Origin of the sequence: Pseudoalteromonas sp. B160 (assembly GCF_037162485.1) — a bacterium.
In the GTDB taxonomy this organism is placed as follows: Bacteria; Pseudomonadota; Gammaproteobacteria; order Enterobacterales; family Alteromonadaceae; genus Pseudoalteromonas; species Pseudoalteromonas rhizosphaerae.
The window spans coordinates 3,935,914-3,953,836 of record NZ_JARLUX010000001.1 but is presented as its reverse complement, the minus strand read 5'-3'; the positions used below and the strand labels follow the sequence as shown (position 1 = coordinate 3,953,836).

Here is a 17,923-nt window from a genome sequence, read left to right as displayed (position 1 = left end):
ATTTAACCAATTTAGTAAAATAAATAAGAAATAAAATGTCTCTAAATCATGTTGACCGCCAAATTTTGGCACTGTTACAGCAAGATGCAAGTCTTTCGACCGCTGATATTGCTGATAAAGTCGGTTTATCTCAATCACCTTGTTGGCGTCGTATTGCTAAGCTTGAGCAAGATGGTTACATCAAAGGCAAAGTTGCCTTATTGGATGAGAAAAAGCTCGGCTTTGATATGCTAGTGTACGCTCATGTTCGTTTATCAAATCATGGCCGTACAAATTTAGCTGAGTTTGAACGACTTATCCTAAGTTATGATGAAGTAACAGAATGTTACAGTATGGCTGGCACTATGGACTTTATGTTGCGGATCATTTCTAAAGGCATTGAAGGCTATGAACAGTTTGTTCGTGATAATTTATTGAATCTTGAATTTGTTCAAGAAGTTCACTCAAACGTCACTATGACTTGTGTCAAACGCAGTACATCGCTGCCACTTTAATCGTATCTAATCATGCTAGCGCTATAAAGGCGTTAGCTTGTTCCTCTTACTGCAATTGTTAACCTTAGCTTAATTTGTTAGAATTCAGCGCTTTTTTGATCCCACACCCCGAAGAGGAATTCAATGTTTAACTTATTAAGCAAGGCGCCGAGCTCTGCTAAAAACGATATCTTATCAGGTATAACGGTTGCCCTAGCGCTCGTTCCTGAAGCTGTTGCATTTGCGTTTGTTGCAAATGTAGAGCCTTTAGTTGGTTTATATGCAGCATTTATTGTTGGCTTGATCACCGCTATTTTTGGCGGCCGCCCGGGTATGATCTCCGGTGCAACCGGTGCACTTACCGTTGTTATGGTAAGTTTAGTGCTAGATCATGGGGTTGAGTATCTCTTTGCGACTGTATTACTGATGGGGATACTGCAAATACTAGCAGGGGTGTTTAAGCTCGGTAAGTTTATTCGTATGGTTCCGCATCCGGTGATGCTCGGGTTTGTAAATGGTTTAGCGATTGTTATCTTCTTAGCGCAACTAGGGCAATTTAAGGTGTCCGATGGTCAAGGTGGCATGCAGTGGATGACCGGCACGCCGATGATGATCATGCTAGGATTAGTCGCCTTAACGATGGCTATTATTCACTTTTTGCCAAAGTTGACTACAGCTGTGCCATCAACATTAGTCGCTATTGTTACTGTAACCGCCATTGTTATCGGATTTGATTTAGAAGCGCGTACAGTACTTGATTTCTTAAAAGATATGACCGGTGACAGTGCGGCAACTATTGCTGGTGGTTTACCACAATTTCACATTCCAATGGTGCCATTTACCTTTGAAACACTGAAAATTATTTTACCTTATGCACTTATTTTAGCGGCAATTGGTTTGATTGAATCATTATTAACCCTTAGCCTAATTGATGAAATCACAGAAACCCGTGGTCACAGCAATAAAGAATGCATTGGTCAAGGCGCTGCAAACGTTACCTGTGGTTTCTTTGGTGCGATGGGGGGCTGCGCGATGATTGGTCAATCAATGATCAACATTAACTCAGGTGGTCGTTCGCGTTTATCTGGTATTACAGCAGCATTAATGCTCCTAGCATTCATTATTTTTGCCGCCAGTTTGATTGAAATGGTGCCGCTGGCAGCATTGGTTGGCGTGATGTTTATGGTGGTATTAGGCACCTTTGAATGGGCGAGTTTCAAAATGATGAAACGCGTCCCAAAATCAGATGCTTTTGTCATTGTATTAGTATCGGGTGTAACGGTGATAACTGACTTAGCAATTGCAGTATGTGTGGGTGTGATTGTGTCAGCCTTAGTATTTGCATGGCAACATGCTAAACATATTTTTACTACAAACTACATTGATGAAGAAGGTTCTAAAGTCTACGAACTACACGGCCCATTATTTTTTGGCTCAGTGAAAAAGTTCGCGGAGTTGTTTGATGTTAAAAATGACCCTAAAGACGTTATCATCGAATTTAAATACAGCCGAGTGGCAGATCACAGTGCCATTGAAGCAATTGATACTTTAGCTGATAAATACACCAAGGCAGGTAAGCAGTTGCATTTACGCCACTTGAGCCCAGACTGTATACAGTTATTACATAAAGCGCGCGACTTAGTAGAAGTTAATGTAATAGAAGATCCAACTTATAAAGTTGCTTCAGACAAACTTGCTTAAACGAGACGTTTGATAAAAAAGCGAAGGCACTGCCTTCGCTTTTTTGTTGCTATCGAACAAATCATTGGCTGAAACCGTAGATGACATTAAAATTTATTTAAGTCACATAAAAACCAGTGCTCGGTGAGTCAATTATTGAGACTAAGCTCGACTAGTGCAGCTAGTGCCTGTATAATTCGCGGCCTCTTTATACCGTCTTATTGCCTGTATTAACTTTTCCTTATTCAGCGAACAGTGTACTTGTCAGTATTTGCTTAGGAAATTCATTTTGATCTCTACCGCTAATATCACCATGCAGTTTGGTGCCGAACCCTTGTTCGAAAATATCTCCGCTAAATTTAGTAACGGTAATCGTTATGGCTTAATTGGCGCCAATGGATGCGGTAAGTCAACCTTCATGAAAATCCTCAATGGCTCATTAGTGCCAACATCAGGTAACGTATCAATTGGCCCAGGACTGAAAGTCGGTAACTTAAGCCAAGATCAGTTTGCATTTGAGCAATACTCAGTGGTTGATACTGTGATCATGGGTGACGTTGCATTATGGAAAATAAAGCAAGAACGTGAACGTATTTATTCACTGCCAGAAATGAGTGAAGAAGATGGTATGAAAGTCGCTGAGCTTGAAAGCGTTTTTGCTGAAATGGATGGTTACAGTGCAGAAAGCCGCGCGGGTGATATTTTATTAAAAGCGGGTATTGAAGAAGAATTTCATTTTGGTCTAATGTCACAAGTAGCCCCAGGCTGGAAGCTGCGCGTCTTACTTGCGCAAGCCTTGTTTGCTAACCCTGATATTTTATTACTAGATGAGCCAACCAATAACTTGGATATTCATACCATTAGCTGGTTAGAGCACGAACTTAACCAGCGTAAATGTACCATGATCATTATTTCTCATGACCGCTATTTTCTTAATGCGGTATGTACTCATATGGCTGATATTGATTACGGTGAGCTGCGTATTTACCCAGGTAACTACGAAAAATACATTGAAGCATCAACACTTATTCGTGATCAATTACTTGCTGGTAATGCTAAAAAGCAATCTGAAATTGAAGAGTTACAAGATTTCGTTAACCGCTTTGGTGCTAATGCGTCAAAAGCAAAACAAGCGAGTTCACGTGCTAAACGCATGGATAAAATCAGCTTAGATGAAGTGAAGTCGTCAAGCCGAATGGCGCCGTCATTGTATTTTGATGAAGGTAAAAAGATGCACCGCCAAGCATTGATCTTAGAAGACTTTGGCCATGGTTTTGACGGTGAAGTATTGTTTGAAGGCGGCGAGCTGATTTTAGAAGCGGGTTCAAAACTTGCGATTATTGGTGAAAACGGTGTTGGTAAATCAACCTTTATTCGCTGTTTAGTGGGTGAACTTGAAGCTAATCACGGTGTTGTAAAATGGTCAGAAAATGCATCGATTGGCTATTGTCCGCAAGATAGTAGTAAAGACTTTGATAACGATTTAACCTTGTTTGATTGGATGTCACAGTGGCGTACAGCCAAGCATAACGATTTAATGGTGCGTGGCATGTTAGGTCGGTTATTGTTTACTGCGGATGATGCGAATAAAAAAGCTAAAAACTGCTCAGGTGGTGAGAAAAATCGCCTATTGTTTGGCAAATTAATGATGCAAGACGTAAATGTTTTGGTGATGGACGAACCGACAAACCACATGGATATGGAAGCCATTGAAGCGCTTAATAATGCATTAAAAGGCTTTGAAGGTACGCTGATTTTTGTCAGCCATGACCGTGAGTTTGTTTCATCATTGGCAACTCGTATTATTGATATTCGTGACAAAGAAGTGGTTAATTTCCACGGCACCTTTAACGAATTTATGGCAAGCCAACAAGAGCAAGCGAAGCTTTTGGCTGCAAAGTAAAGTTTATTGATCTCAGTTTTATTAAATGCATGATTATGCAAGCGAGTTCAAGAGCTCTGTAAATCAATATAATTGCTATTAAGTATCAGAAAACCGGCTGCGGCCGGTTTTTTTGTGTCTAAATTATGTAAAATTAAAAAGTTGCTTTGGCGTAGCTTTAAAGCGTCGTAACGTTAGCGCTGATAAAACCGATTTAATTAGTATAATTTTTAAGGTATCTATGTGGTAATTAAAGCTCGTATTCCTAAATTAGAGTCGAATCTTGAAAAACTAGCGCTCATCTTGTGTGTGCTATTTGTTAGCGGGGCTCTATTATTTCCTGATATGCTCACCGCGCATATTCAACCACTGATCATTAATGCATTATCAGTGTTGGGTGGACCATTTTTTCTGTTAGTTAATTTTTTATTGATAAGCGTTATTGTGCTGGCTATTAGCCCTCTCGGACAACGTAAAATAGGTGGAGAGCATACATCTATCGAGTTTTCAACTTTTGGTTGGTTGTCAATGTTATTTGCTGCAGGAATGGGATCGGGTTTAATTTTTGGGGCGTAGCTGAGCCAGCCATGCACGTATTGCAACCGCCATTAAAGCAAAGTCTTTACCCTGATAGACAAGGTGCTGCATTGGCTATTACGTTAGTAAACTGGGGCGCTCATGCATGGGCACTCTACGCAATATTTGGCTTAGTCTTAGGTGGTTTGAGCCATAACAGTGGCAAAGCGGGAGATATAAGTGCTCCGGTGTTGAGTGTAACAACTTCATTTTTAAGTCGCGCAGGGCAGCTAAAGTGTAAATACGTGATCCAGTTAGTGGCCATTTTAGCTATTTTTTTGGTGTAGTTGGCACGATTGCAAATTCAACATTATTACTACGAAAAGGGATTGAGCTTGAGCTTGGCATTAACTCGCCTTGGTTAGTTGGTTTGATTATTATTATGTTATTAGCGCTGTTGTTTAGCTTATCTGCGCGCTTAGGATTAAAAAAGGTATTCAAACACTCAGTCAATTTAATGTTTTTTTAGCATTTGGAGTACTTATTTGGCTCATCATGATGGTACCACTACAACCGATTATAGATGTGGCGATCAGTGGCGTTAAATTTTATAGCCACTTATTAGTGACAGGGACATGGCAATTATCAAGTCAACTAAATGATCCTGCTTGGGCTAATAGTTGGACGTATAATTATTATTTTTGGTGGCTAGCGTGGGGACCTTTTGTTGGGGTTTTTTTAGCTAAAATAAGTCAAGGTCGGCCAGTTTGGCAATACATTGTTGGCGTAGTAATTGTGCCAACTTTCGTTACTTTAATTTGGTTTAGTGTTTTTTCGGGATCTGCTATTGCTTGGGATAGCGGCCATAGTAGTGGCATTATGGCCGCTATTAAAACTGATTATACACAAGGCTTATTTGTATTTTTAAGCAGTTAGGTTGGCAAGGAGGTGTGCTTATTTGGTCGAGCTTATTATTATTACTGATCTTTGTTGCTACTTCGGCAGATTCTGCAATTTTAGTGATCCGTAATTTAGCGGGGACAAAAAGCAGTCATCGATTTAGTTTGTATGTGTGGTCTTTTACTTTAGCTCTAAGTAGCTGGGTATTGTTAATACAAAATAATGAATTACTTAACCGAAGTATTGCAATTATTGGTGCAGTGCCATTTTTGTTTATTTTTATTTTGCAGCTGATAGGATTTGTAAAAGAGTTTATGAAGGAGTTACAAGTGTAGTTAAACCTATTACTGTTGCTATGCTCGAGCTAGTTTATAGTTTATAGTTTATAGTTTAAACGTTTAATTACTTTATTGTCATTCACTTACAGTTTTTTACAGTGTTTTATACTCGTTCGTTTATAGTGAGTATTACAGATACAACCACTAAGCAATACTAATGCTATTAAAAACTGGCTCATTCGAGGTAGTTAAATAATAACTTACGCATTTAAGCAATGGGATATAAAGGATTAAATTTATGTTCAAGCACTTTATTACTGTTTTACTTGTCAGCCAATTACTAAGCGCATGCACTGTAGCGGGTGTATTAGTTGATGGAGTTATTTATTCAAAAGCGGATACAAATTATGATGCTGATTTAGCGCAGGCCCCCGCACATGTATCGCCTCAAGATAATACTTACTTTAGTCATGAACAGACTTTGTCATTTGCGGACTTAGGCATCGAAGTAGATCGTTTTTTAGTGGGGTTAGTGCAAGATAGCTCAGAGCCTACTCTGGTCTGCAAAAGAATAACTAAATCAATACAACAATGTGAGGAAGTAACGACTGACAACCTCACAGTAGAGAATACAATTAACGCTGAAGATACAGTTGATGAAATGATAAGTGTTCGTCGATAAAGCTGCTGATAAAAAAGTAACTATGATCGTAGCCTGCGTGCATATTCAACGTTAGCGGGTAATTAACTTGCTTTGCCACTGCAGTTAGATTGTCTGGTTTTAGTTGCTCGACTAAAAAATTATCGGCATCACCTTGGTCAATACGCATTGGTAAAAATTCGTTACTGTGTGCTTTTTTCATTAGTTCACAGCTATCGTAATTGGCCCATTGTGATTGATCATCTCCTAAGTACTGACTAAACGCTTTTTGCCCCCAAGGACAGTCAATAGGGTTGGTGATTGGGCTAAAAGCAGAAACACTGGTGTAACTTTTTGGATTGCGCAATGCAATCATCAACGCACCGTGCCCCCCATAGAATGCCCGCTAATCGCTTTTTTATCAGTCACGGGAAAGTGCTGTTCAATTAGCGAAGGCAATTCATTTACCACATAGTCATACATATTATAGTGCGTGTTATAGGGGCTTGGGTGGCGTTTAAATAAAACCCCGCGCCTTGGCCAAAATCATAACTGTCTTGGTCTGGCACAGTGTCGCCACGAGGACTAGTATCAGGTGCAACGATAGCAATACCAAGCGCTGCCGCTTTTTTAAATGCACCTGCTTTTTGCATAAAATTTTCATCCGTACAGGTTAAGCCTGATAACCAATACAGCACCGGTACTTTATTAGTTTGGCTGGCACCGGGTGGCAAGAAAATAGCAAACCGCATTTTGCAATGGGTGCTTGTAGATGTATGGCTGTATTGCTTGTGCCAGCCACCGCTAACTTTTGTGGCGCTTAAATTATCTAACATAGATTCCTCGCTAAAATACCACATAGCTTACACGCTATGCGGTATCTGTATTTTTAATATTAGTAGTGGATCACAATACGAATACTTTTGCCTTCATGCATTAAATCAAACGCGTCGTTTATGTCTTCAAGACCCATGGTATGAGTGATAAAGTCATTTAATGCAAATTCGCCAGCCATGTAACGTTCAACAATCTCAGGTAGTTGTGAACGACCTTTAACCCCACCAAATGCGCTACCACGCCAGACACGGCCAGTGACTAGCTGGAATGGGCGAGTTGAAATTTCTTGTCCTGCGCCAGCAACACCAATGATCACCGATTCCCCCCAACCTTTATGACAACATTCAAGGGCTGAGCGCATGACATCAACATTACCTATACACTCAAATGAGAAATCAACGCCACCATCGGTCATCTCGACAATAACTTCTTGAATAGGCTTGTCGAAATCTTTTGGATTGATCAAGTCTGTGGCACCTAATTTAGTGGCTAGATCAAACTTAGATGTGTTGATATCAATACCGATAATTCGCGAGGCACCAGCCATTTTCGCGCCGATAATTGCTGACAAACCAATACCACCTAAACCAAAGATAGCAACGGTATCGCCTGCTTGAACTTTTGCAGTGTTTGTGACCGCGCCCATACCAGTTGTAACACCACAGCCCAGTAAGCAAATTTCTTCAAGTGATGCTGCTTTGTTTACTTTAGCCAGTGAGATCTCTGGCAGTACCGTATATTCAGAAAAGGTTGATGTGCCCATGTAGTGATAAATTGGTTGGCCATCTTTGAAAAAGCGAGTCGTGCCGTCTGGCATTAGGCCTTTACCTTGCGTTTCACGTACAGCGGAACACAAGTTTGTTTTGCCTGAAGTACACATTTTACATACACCGCATTCTGCAGTATATAAAGGAATAACATGATCGCCCACAGCAACACTGGTTACGCCTTCGCCGATAGCATAAACAACACCAGCGCCTTCATGCCCTAAAATGGCTGGGAAAATCCCTTCAGGATCGGCACCTGATAATGTAAATGCATCGGTGTGACATACGCCAGTAGCAGTAATTTTTACCATTACCTCGCCTTTTTTAGGCATCATTACATCCACTTCTTCTACAGATAGTGGTTGATTTGGACCCCAAGCAATTGCGGCTTTTGATTTTATAAATTCAGACATAGTAACTCTCTTGCTGGTTAAATACGAAGATGACTTGAAAACAATAACGCTATTTTATTTGTTTCTCAAACAATGTTAATCTTCATTTTAATAAAACACTTTTACAGTATGGTAATAATGAGTCGTTGGTTAGGCATAGACGAATTTATCGCAGTCGGTGAAGAAGGCAGCTTTACCCGCGCTGCAACCGCATTAGGGGTATCTGTTGCACACATAAGCCGCCATGTAACGCAATTAGAGCAGCGCTTAAATACCCAATTATTAACGCGTACTACCCGTAAAGTTGTACTGACTAAAGAAGGCGAAGTCTTTTTACATCAAACAAAACATTTACAGCATGCAATGGACGACGCCACCGCGTTGATTAGCACAACAGCAAAATGCTCCTAAAGGTAAAATTAAACTCACAGCTCCGGTTATGTATGGCGAAAGCTTCGTGATGCCAGCAGTGCATACTTTTATGCAACTGCACCTGATGTAGAAGTGGTGATGGCGCTGAGCAATGAACAAGAAAATTTACTTGAGGGCGGCTTTGACTTAGCTATTCGCCTTGGTCATTTAAAAGACTCTAGCTTAAAAGCACGACGTTTAAGTGCACGTCATTTTGTAATTTGCTGCTCAAAAGCCTATTTAGCCCGTTTTGGCGAACCTCACACATTAGCTGAATTACAGCACCATCAATGCTTAGTCGGCAACAGCAGTTATTGGCGGGTGTGCGAGCAAGGGCGTGATAAACATATCAAAATTGCGGGGCGGTTACAGTGTAATAGTGGCTGGGCCTTAGCTGATGCAGCTAAAAAGGGTCTTGGCATCATACAAGTGCCAAACTATTACATTGAGAGTGATTTAGCTACGGGTGAGTTAGTGCCTATTTTAACCAATAATCAGCCAAAACCAGAAGGTGTATGGGGAGTGTATCCTCCGCGACAATTTGTTGCGACCAATGTCAGAGCATTACTCGATCACCTTATTAAATCTCTAAACTAAAAGTTTAAATAAAGCGGCTTAATTTTGATACAGCAGTTGATTTGTCATGAATTTTTACACTTTTGCGCATACCCAATGGCGCTTTATTTATGCTAGTATGAGCGCTGAATTGGCATTAAATGTGACCATAAATAATTATGTTTCAACCTGTTAGCCTGTTTATCGGGCTGAGATACAGTCGCTCCTCGAAAGGGAACGCATTTATCTCTTTTATTTCGTTTTTCTCCATTGCCGGTATCGCCATTGGTTTAATGGCATTATTTACTGTCAGCTCAGTGATGAATGGTTTTGAAAATAACCTTAAAACCAATATGTTGGGCCTCATTCCTCATGTTGAAATTGCGTCTGATGGACAAACTCAAGCACAAATGATCCAGCTGCAAGATACCATTGTTGCGTCCAAATTTGTGAAAAGAGCGAGTTTGTATCGCCATGGTGAAGCCATTTTACAAACCAATCGCGATTTACATGGCGTGCTATTGCAAGGTTTGTACGACGATAACGCATCGCTTTATAAAATCAGCGATAAAGTTATTCAAGGCAACTGGCAAACAGTCATGACATCACGCTATCACATTGCGGTTAGTCGTTATTTAACACGTAAACTGGGAATTGGTTTAGGTGATAAAGTGCGCGTGATCATGCCTAATGCGTCAACCTATACACCTTTAGGTCGCGTACCAAGCCAACGTTTGTTCACCGTTGCTGCCATTTATGAAACAGGTTCTGAAATTGATATGGGACTTGCTTTTACTAGCGGCGAATCGCTACAACGGGTATTAAAGTTGCCACAAACTAGTGCTCCTAATTTGAGTATTTCACTGAACGATCCTTTTCAACTAGATGCCTTTAGCGCTTCAGCTAGTGCAATTTTAAGTCAACATACAGTCACCGATTGGCGCCAGTCACAAGGTACTTTGTTTGCAGCAGTTGCAATGGAAAAACGCATTATGTCGATGCTGCTGGCGCTGATTGTATTAGTTGCGGTATTTAATATTGTCTCTGCGTTGACCATGATGGTGAGCGAAAAACAAAGTGAAGTGGCTATTTTACAAACGCTTGGCTTAACGCCGGCTCAAGTGCAGCAAGTATTTATGATCCAAGGTTTGTACAATGGTTTGATTGGCACCAGTATCGGTGCAGCCCTTGGCTTATTACTCAGTGCTTATATCAACGAAGTGCTGGCAGGCATAGGTTTAAACTTGTTAACAGGGATTGCCTTACCAGTAAAATTTGACGTAATGAGCTTATCGCTGATTGCCGTAGGCAGTATTACCATGAGCTTTTTAGCCACTTTATATCCGGCGCGTAAAGCTGCCAATGTTAGCCCAGCAGAGGTATTGCGCTATGAATGATTTAGTTATCCAATGTGAACAGTTAAGTAAAGTGTATCAAGATGGTGAAAATCACGTTGAGGTTTTAAAAGGGGTTGATTTAACCTTACAACAAGGTGAGATGCTGGCTATCGTTGGCAGCTCTGGTTCTGGTAAAAGTACTTTACTGCACATTTTGGGGACTTTGGATTCACAAAGTGCCGGTGTGGCAAAAATTAAAGGTCAACAAGTTGCTAAGCTATCACGTGCTGAGCAAGCAAAATTTCGTAATGAGCATTTAGGGTTTATTTATCAGTTCCATCATTTATTAATGGAGTTTAACGCGTTAGAAAATGTTGCGATGCCGCTTTTGATCAAAGGTCTCAGCGCTAAAAAAGCCAATGCTAAAGCCCTCGTAATGCTCGATAAAGTAGGGCTATCGCACCGTAGTAGCCATAAACCATCAATGCTCTCTGGTGGAGAGCGTCAACGTGTGGCAATTGCGCGGGCATTGGTGAGCGAACCTGATTTAGTATTGGCCGATGAGCCAACAGGTAACTTAGACAAACAAAATGCGATTAAAATTTACGATTTGATCAAAGAGCTTAATAGCAGTTTGAATACCAGTTTTGTAGTGGTGACGCACGACTTAGAATTAGCCTATAAGCTGGGTAAAATTGCTTACCTTGATGATGGGAAATTGGCAATTAAAGAGGCCAGCCATGTTGCTTAGTGCCTATTTAAGTAAACGTTTTAGAGCAAGCTCCGGCAGCAGCGATGAAAAAAATGGCTTTGTTAGTTTTATTGCCAAAGCGTCAACCATTGGTATTTTACTCGGCGTTGCAGTGTTAATTGTTGCTTTGTCGGTGATCAATGGCTTTGAACAACAACTAGTACATCGCTTATTAAGCGTTGTGCCACAAGTTGAATATGTTGCGCCTAATCGTCCAATTGATAACTGGCCGGATAAAGTTCAAAAGCTCTCAGAGCAACGTGGCGTAACCGGTGCAGCACCTTTTATTAGTGTCAATGGCATGGCGCAATACAAAAGTGAACTAAAAGCGGTTGAAGTGCGAGGGGTTGATCCTGCTCTAGAAAGTGACGTATCGGCGGTTAATCAGTTTACTCATGGCAAGTTGGTCAGCCAAATAAGCGAAGACGAAATTATTTTAGGCCAACAAATTGTTAAACAATTAGGTGTTAAGCAAGGGGAGTTAATTACCTTATTGATCCCGCAAGTTAATGAGATAAGTACTGAGATTTTAGCACCCAAAAGGGTCACTTTAACCCTTGCGGGTATTATTGAAATGGGTGGCCCTATTGATAGTTCTGCTGCCTTCATCAATATCAGTAAGGCGCAATCAGTACTTGGTTATGAACCACTGCAAGTAACAGGGCTTCGCTTAGCAGTAACCGATGTTTTTCAAGCGCACCAAATTGCGCTACGGGTTGGCCAAACAATTGATGATTATGTTTATATCTCTAGCTGGTTTAGAACCCAAGGTAGCTTATACCAAGATATACAAATGGTCAGAACCATTGTTTATATTGTGGTGTTTTTAATCATTGCGGTGGCAAGTTTTAATATTGTTTCGTCATTAGTGATGGAAGTACGTGAAAAACAGGCCAACATAGCGATATTAAAAACCATGGGCGCTAAAGACAGTACGATATTAGCGACCTTTATTTTACAAGGACTTAGCCAAGCATTTATTGGCGTGGTACTGGGCTCATTTATAGGTGTGATACTGGCGCTGAACATCAGTGAGCTTTTTACCCTACTGAGTCAGTTGTTAGGCTCAAACCCGCTGGAAGGGGTGTATTTTATTGAGTTTTTACCCAGTAAGCTGGTATGGCAAGATATTGTGATCACTGTTATTGTAACTTTTGTGTTGGCAGTATTAGCCACTATTTACCCTGCATGGCAGGCAACAAGAGTGGATCCAGCCAAGGTATTAGGCAACTAAGGGAAATTTATGTTTAGTTATCAAGTAGTAATTGATTATTGGTTTGATGAACTTGGTCCATCTGGTTGGTATAAAAAATCTGATGCTACAGATATTAAGATACGAGATACATTTAGTGATCTGTTGATAGCTATTACAAAAGGCGAGTATGCGTCTTGGCGAGTGACTGCCTTAGGTGCATTAGCTGAAGTGATTGTGCTTGATCAGTTTTCTCGTAATATTTACCAGGATACCCCTCACGCGTTTAGTCAAGATCCGCAAGCGTTAACATTGGCACAGTTGGCAATCGAAAAAGGCTTTGATCAATTATTACCTGTTGAGCAGCGGGTGTTTTTTTATATGCCGTTTATGCACAGCGAATCGAGCTTTATACACCAACAGGCGATGGTATTATTTAAAGGTTTGAGTAATGAAGATTATGAACTTGCCCATAAAAATATTATCGATCAGTTTGGTCGCTACCCACACCGAAATGCTATTTTAGGGCGTCAGTCCAGCGCCGAGGAAGTTGCGTTTTTAGCTCAACCAGGCTCGCATTTTTAATCAAGCTTAGGTATATGAAATAATTGTTTAATTTCAGCAGCTAAATCAGGCGAGCTAAAATTGTTGTGCTGTTTTATCTGTTCAATATTAATAGCATCAAGGCGTTGCTCACTGGCGATCAGCACAATATTTTTATATTGGTTAAATTCAATCACCACAATATGACTGAATAGACTTCGAAGTGTCGTTAGTAGAGCGATTAATTGTTGTTTATTTTTTGCAGTAAAGTTGATGCAGATCTTACCGTATGTGCTAAGTCGAGCATGACAGTCGCACAAAAATGCCTGCTTTTGTAAAAACGCTGGCTGCGATTTACCACTAAAAACATCAATTAAAATCACATCAAATTTGCGGCTACTTTGAGCAATAAATTGTTCAGCACATTGCGCTACAATATGATTGTTGTCATTGAGGAAAAAATACTGCTTAGCTGCTTTAATTACATTCGGATTAATTTCGACAGTCGTTAATTCAAATCCGGCTTTATTAGTCACTGCTCGTTCAAAACAACCGCTGCCTAAACCTAAATTTAATATCTGTGAGGAGGGTTCGCTACAAAGCAAAAATAGCAGCATAGCTTGATTTACCGGATTACATACTTGCTGCGGTTGTGATTTTTCCATTACACCTTGTAAAGTTAGCTTATCCCCGAGTGTAAGCCAACGATAATCAGCATTTTCAAAAATCTTTAGCGTGTCTTGCTTACTTTGGATTGTTGCTACTAGGTATGCATCGGTAGTAAATGGCGTTAAATCAATCATGCCGTTCCTTCATAATGGGGATGTTGAGCAAAACAAAAAATCAATAGGGTGGCCTTGTTAACTCTGCTAAACTGTATGGCTACTCATAAGCCAGCAATACCTGCTTGGTTGTCTTATCTTACTCTGGAATTTACTTTGACTAATAATGATATTTTACGCCGCCTTCGCTATACCTTTAATTTAGCTGATACTACCATGATTGAAATTTTTGCTGCAGCAGATCATGACGTGACTCAACAACAAGTGATTGGTTGGCTAACCAGAGAAGGGGAAGAGGGTTACGTAGATCCAAGTGATACTGAGTTTGCCATTTTTCTAAATGGTTTTATTAATACAAAGCGCGGTAAGCGCGACGGTGAGCAACCAGCGCCAGAAAGTAAATTAAATAATAATATCATTTTAATGAAATTACGTATCGCATTAAATATGAAAACGGAAGACGTGATCGATGTCCTTGCCTTAACTGATTTTAGTTTGAGTAAGCATGAGTTAAGTGCATTTTCTCGCAAAGCCGATAACAAGCATTATCGTGTATGTAATGACCAAATATTACGTAACTTTTTAACTGGTTTACAGCTACAACTTCGTCCAGAGGCAAGCGGCGAATAATTTACGTGTTCATATCCGTATTTATATCGTACGGATATGATTTTTAACCCCACTTTAAGTATCGGTGTTTTAAGCTGCTCTCTGCGTTAGTATTTAAATCTTTATTTATTCACATTTCATAAATTTATATTCTTTTTTAATGAGCGTTAATTGTTGCTCTTGCGTATCAACTCAAAAATAATTCACGTTATCGAACGTTAAATATATAGGTTTATCATGTTACAGTGTTAAAAATATTACAATTTTTAAGGCTCTTAACTAGATGACCCATAAACTTGATCACGTCTATTTTAACATCTGAGACAAGCATAACTTTTAACACGGAAGAATAATTATGAATTATATCCATGATACCATTGCACATTTAAAACAAACTAGCCCAGCACAATGCGAATTTTATCAAGCCGTTGAAGAAGTGCTTGAATCACTTGAACCTATTCTTGAAAACTCAGCCGACTATCAAAAAAATGCGATTATTCAACGTCTAGTTGAACCTGAACGTCAAATTATGTTTAGAGTCCCTTGGGTTGATGATGACGGTAACATTCATGTCAATAAAGGCTATCGAATTGAATTTAACTCAAGCTTAGGTCCATACAAAGGTGGTTTACGTTTCCATCCAAGTGTAAATGCCAGCATCATAAAATTTTTAGGGTTTGAGCAAATTTTTAAAAATGCGTTAACTGGCTTACCGATTGGTGGTGGTAAAGGCGGCGCAAACTTTGATCCTAAGGGCCGCTCTGACAGCGAAATAATGCGTTTTTGCCAATCATTTATCAACGAGCTGTATCGTCATATCGGCCCAACCACCGATGTGCCTGCGGGTGATATTGGCGTTGGGGCACGCGAAATAGGCTATATGTTTGGTCAATATAAACGGTTGACCGGACGTTACGACGGTGCTTTTACCGGCAAAAGTTTATTGTGGGGTGGATCATTGGCTCGAAAAGAAGCGACAGGATATGGCGCTGTTTATTTTGCCAATTACATGTTGCAAGACAATGATGACTCACTTAAAGGTAAGCGCTGTTTAGTTTCTGGCGCCGGGAACGTGGCAATTTACGCGATGGAAAAACTTTATCAATTAGAGGCAACACCTATCACTTGCAGTGATTCAAGCGGTACGCTGTATCATGAATCAGGTATTGATGTTGCACTTGTTAAAAAGCTTAAAGAAGGTGCGCGTGAAGGTTTAGCTGTCTATTTAGAAACCCACAGCGATGCGAAGTATATTACTTGTGCAGATTACCCAAGTGATGGACATGCGGTATGGCGTTTTGTTGCTGATGCTGCTTTTCCCTGTGCGACGCAAAATGAGTTAACTGAAGCTGATGCGCGAACGTTAATAAGCAATGGCTGTATATTAGTTTGTGAAGGCGCAAATATGCCAAGTACTAAAGAAGCGGTCGATGTGTTGCTTGCTGCTAAAATAGCCTATGGCCCTGGCAAAGCAGCTAATGCGGGTGGTGTTGCGACGAGCCAATTAGAAATGGCGCAAAATGCCAGTATGCAAATGTGGACATTCGAAGAGGTCGATACTAAGCTGCAACAAATAATGAAAAATATCTTTGATACTGCAAGTAATACAGCCGCTGAATTTGATCAACCTGGTAATTTAGTGTTAGGTGCTAATATTGCTGCTTTTCGTCGTGTAGCAGATGCTATGATTGAGCAAGGTGTTGTTTAACAAACGATAGTCTTAATGTACATGAGCCCACTATATTGGTGGTGGGTTTTTTATTGACGTATATTTGTTCATATCGCGATTATTATCCCGTTTATCTAACCAATCAGTGATTGAACGAGTTAAACAGGTGTTGGTCTCAAAATTATTTGCAGCAGGTAACTGCTCACGTATTGTATATTTATCAAATAATAAAGAGCATCAACACTATGTCTGATCATAAAACCTATCAGCTATCGACCCTCAAGCCCGCAATTTTAATAACTACATTGTTTATTTCAACAAGCACCTTGGCCGCTGAGCTAAATTATCAAGATCAAACCAAGCTTCATGATATTGCCGCTGATGTTTCAGCAACACGTATTGGCAGTGATATTCAAACACTTGTTGATTTTGGCACTCGTCATACGTTATCAGATACAAAATCAAACACCCGAGGAATTGGTGCAGCTCGGCGTTGGATCAAGGCTGAGTTTGAGAAAATTTCTCAGCAATGCGGTGGCTGTTTAGAAGTAATAGAAGTTAAAGATACCATTTCTGGCGAAAAGCGTATTCCAAATCCTGTTGAAGTGGTGAATATTATTGCTATTCAACGCGGTACTGATCAGCCAAACCGGATGGTGATGATGTCGGGCGATATTGATTCACGGGTCAGCGATGTAATGGATTTTACCAGCGACGCACCAGGGGCGAATGATAATGCATCGGGTGTTGCTGGGGTGATTGAATCAGCTCGCGTGTTATCTAAATATAAATTTAATGGCTCAATTGTTTATGCCGCGCTTTCAGGCGAAGAGCAAGGACTGTTTGGTGGTAAAATTTTAGCCGACTATGCACAAAAGCAAGGCTGGCAAGTACACGGTGTACTCAATAATGACATGATTGGTAATATTACTGGTATTAATGGCGTTACTGATAACACGACTGCACGTATTTTCTCTGAAGGTACGCGGGTTATCGAAACCAAAGAGCAAGCGCATAAACGCCGTTTTACCGGTGGCGAGGTCGATTCAGCTAGTCGTAATTTAGCCCGTTATATCGATACCATTGCCGATCGCTATATTCCCAATCTTGACACATTGTTAGTTTATCGACTCGATCGCTTTGGTCGAGGAGGGCATCATCGCCCGTTTAACGACATGGGTTATGCTGCTGTAAGGGTAATGGAAACGAACGAAAATTATAACCATCAACATCAAGACTTACGCACTGAGGATGGTATTGTTTATGGTGATACCATTGATGGCGTTGATTTTGATTATACCGCAAAATTAACAGCGCTTAATGCGGTAAGTTTAGCGTCAATGGCATGGGCACCGGCACCACCTAATAACGTTGAAATATCAGGTGCTGTGCAACCTAGTACGACCTTAAAATGGCAAAAAAATAATGATAAAACGACCACGGGGTACAGACTCTATTGGCGTTATACCAGTGAACCACAATGGCAGTTTAGCCGCTATGTGGGTGATGTAAGTGAAGCGACTCTTAAAAATGTAGTCATTGATAATTATTATTTTGGGGTTGCTGCGGTTAATAAAGACGGTATTGAATCACCGGTGGTTTTCCCTGGCGATGTAGGTGCGTTTGAGCAAACACTAAAGTAATGTGTAGCGTCTGATATTCAAGCGTAATTACAGTTGCGCTTGAATATCAGGCAAGACAATTTAGTA

Annotated in this window: 13 protein-coding genes and 4 pseudogenes; 14 read left to right on the top strand and 3 right to left on the bottom strand. The window is 40.4% G+C overall.

The annotated features are described in order from the left end of the window. Positions 1–35: 35 nt before the first annotated feature. From P4S61_RS18465 to P4S61_RS18430, 6 genes and pseudogenes are all read left to right on the top strand, one after another. Positions 36–494, top strand: a complete 459-nt coding sequence (locus tag P4S61_RS18465) for an Lrp/AsnC family transcriptional regulator (protein ID WP_016707271.1) — start codon at positions 36–38, stop codon at positions 492–494. Between the two features lie 123 nt (positions 495–617). Further along, positions 618–2,174, top strand: coding sequence for a SulP family inorganic anion transporter (locus P4S61_RS18460; RefSeq protein ID WP_337118851.1), 1,557 nt, complete (start codon positions 618–620; stop codon positions 2,172–2,174). 268 nt (positions 2,175–2,442) lie between these two features. After that, complete coding sequence (locus P4S61_RS18455; protein ID WP_145233148.1) at positions 2,443–4,056, top strand: ABC-F family ATPase; 1,614 nt, start codon at positions 2,443–2,445, stop codon at positions 4,054–4,056. 324 nt (positions 4,057–4,380) lie between these two features. Continuing rightward, positions 4,381–4,898 (top strand): annotated as a pseudogene (locus P4S61_RS23030) (BCCT family transporter). A 121-nt stretch (positions 4,899–5,019) separates the two neighbouring features. Then, positions 5,020–5,786 (top strand): annotated as a pseudogene (locus P4S61_RS23025) (BCCT family transporter). Between the two features lie 241 nt (positions 5,787–6,027). Continuing rightward, complete coding sequence (locus P4S61_RS18430) at positions 6,028–6,411, top strand: hypothetical protein (protein WP_182757613.1); 384 nt, start codon at positions 6,028–6,030, stop codon at positions 6,409–6,411. Here P4S61_RS18430 and fghA read toward each other — a convergent pair. Then, positions 6,365–7,205: pseudogene (gene fghA, locus P4S61_RS18425) on the bottom strand (S-formylglutathione hydrolase). The gene P4S61_RS18430 and the pseudogene fghA overlap by 47 nt on opposite strands. Before the next feature lie 59 nt (positions 7,206–7,264). Beyond that, the gene (locus P4S61_RS18420) at positions 7,265–8,386 is read right to left on the bottom strand and encodes an S-(hydroxymethyl)glutathione dehydrogenase/class III alcohol dehydrogenase (RefSeq protein ID WP_337118847.1); all 1,122 of its coding nucleotides are present in this window, start codon (positions 8,384–8,386) and stop codon (positions 7,265–7,267) included. Positions 8,387–8,503: 117 nt separating this feature from the next. Between P4S61_RS18420 and P4S61_RS18415 the strand changes: the two are divergent. The 5 genes and pseudogenes from P4S61_RS18415 (at position 8,504) to P4S61_RS18395 (ending at position 13,196) form a co-directional block, all read left to right on the top strand. Next, positions 8,504–9,373 (top strand): annotated as a pseudogene (locus tag P4S61_RS18415) (LysR family transcriptional regulator). 137 nt (positions 9,374–9,510) lie between these two features. Beyond that, a complete protein-coding gene (locus tag P4S61_RS18410) occupies positions 9,511–10,728 on the top strand; it encodes a lipoprotein-releasing ABC transporter permease subunit (protein ID WP_145233153.1) in 1,218 nt (405 codons plus the stop codon). Next, positions 10,721–11,419, top strand: coding sequence for a lipoprotein-releasing ABC transporter ATP-binding protein LolD (gene lolD / locus P4S61_RS18405; RefSeq protein WP_149982517.1), 699 nt, complete (start codon positions 10,721–10,723; stop codon positions 11,417–11,419). The genes P4S61_RS18410 and lolD overlap by 8 nt, the downstream gene beginning before the upstream one ends. Further along, positions 11,409–12,653 carry a lipoprotein-releasing ABC transporter permease subunit gene (locus P4S61_RS18400; RefSeq protein ID WP_337118846.1) on the top strand — a complete coding sequence of 415 codons (1,245 nt, stop codon included), beginning with the start codon at positions 11,409–11,411 and terminating at the stop codon, positions 12,651–12,653. The genes lolD and P4S61_RS18400 overlap by 11 nt, the downstream gene beginning before the upstream one ends. A gap of 9 nt (positions 12,654–12,662) precedes the next feature. Then, on the top strand, positions 12,663–13,196 hold the full coding sequence (locus P4S61_RS18395; RefSeq protein WP_337118845.1) for a DUF924 family protein: 534 nt from the start codon (positions 12,663–12,665) through the stop codon (positions 13,194–13,196). Here the strand turns inward: P4S61_RS18395 and P4S61_RS18390 are convergent. Continuing rightward, on the bottom strand, positions 13,193–13,957 hold the full coding sequence (locus P4S61_RS18390; protein WP_182730616.1) for a spermidine synthase: 765 nt from the start codon (positions 13,955–13,957) through the stop codon (positions 13,193–13,195). The two genes, P4S61_RS18395 and P4S61_RS18390, sit on opposite strands and share 4 nt — an antisense overlap. Before the next feature lie 135 nt (positions 13,958–14,092). Here P4S61_RS18390 and P4S61_RS18385 point away from each other — a divergent pair, with 135 nt between their 5' ends. The 3 genes from P4S61_RS18385 to P4S61_RS18375 all read left to right on the top strand — a co-directional run bounded on the left by P4S61_RS18385 (position 14,093) and on the right by P4S61_RS18375 (position 17,857). After that, positions 14,093–14,566, top strand: a complete 474-nt coding sequence (locus P4S61_RS18385) for a DUF1456 family protein (protein ID WP_145233406.1) — start codon at positions 14,093–14,095, stop codon at positions 14,564–14,566. A 334-nt stretch (positions 14,567–14,900) separates the two neighbouring features. Next, positions 14,901–16,253, top strand: coding sequence for an NADP-specific glutamate dehydrogenase (gene gdhA, locus P4S61_RS18380; RefSeq protein ID WP_182757615.1), 1,353 nt, complete (start codon positions 14,901–14,903; stop codon positions 16,251–16,253). Between the two features lie 206 nt (positions 16,254–16,459). Continuing rightward, positions 16,460–17,857 (top strand): M28 family peptidase, encoded by a 1,398-nt coding sequence (locus tag P4S61_RS18375; protein WP_149982512.1) that lies wholly within the window; start codon positions 16,460–16,462, stop codon positions 17,855–17,857. Positions 17,858–17,923: the final 66 nt, after the last annotated feature.

Bases quoted from the DNA above. Each gene is read 5' to 3' on its own strand.
- P4S61_RS18465 (WP_016707271.1), top strand. From the start codon at position 36: ATGTCTCTAAATCATGTTGACCGCCAAATTTTGGCACTGTTACAGCAA.
- P4S61_RS18460 (WP_337118851.1), top strand. From the start codon at position 618: ATGTTTAACTTATTAAGCAAGGCGCCGAGCTCTGCTAAAAACGATATC.
- P4S61_RS18430 (WP_182757613.1), top strand. From the start codon at position 6,028: ATGTTCAAGCACTTTATTACTGTTTTACTTGTCAGCCAATTACTAAGC.
- P4S61_RS18420 (WP_337118847.1), bottom strand. From the start codon at position 8,386: ATGTCTGAATTTATAAAATCAAAAGCCGCAATTGCTTGGGGTCCAAAT.
- P4S61_RS18410 (WP_145233153.1), top strand. From the start codon at position 9,511: ATGTTTCAACCTGTTAGCCTGTTTATCGGGCTGAGATACAGTCGCTCC.
- lolD (WP_149982517.1), top strand. From the start codon at position 10,721: ATGAATGATTTAGTTATCCAATGTGAACAGTTAAGTAAAGTGTATCAA.
- P4S61_RS18400 (WP_337118846.1), top strand. From the start codon at position 11,409: ATGTTGCTTAGTGCCTATTTAAGTAAACGTTTTAGAGCAAGCTCCGGC.
- P4S61_RS18395 (WP_337118845.1), top strand. From the start codon at position 12,663: ATGTTTAGTTATCAAGTAGTAATTGATTATTGGTTTGATGAACTTGGT.
- P4S61_RS18390 (WP_182730616.1), bottom strand. From the start codon at position 13,957: ATGATTGATTTAACGCCATTTACTACCGATGCATACCTAGTAGCAACA.
- gdhA (WP_182757615.1), top strand. From the start codon at position 14,901: ATGAATTATATCCATGATACCATTGCACATTTAAAACAAACTAGCCCA.
- P4S61_RS18375 (WP_149982512.1), top strand. From the start codon at position 16,460: ATGTCTGATCATAAAACCTATCAGCTATCGACCCTCAAGCCCGCAATT.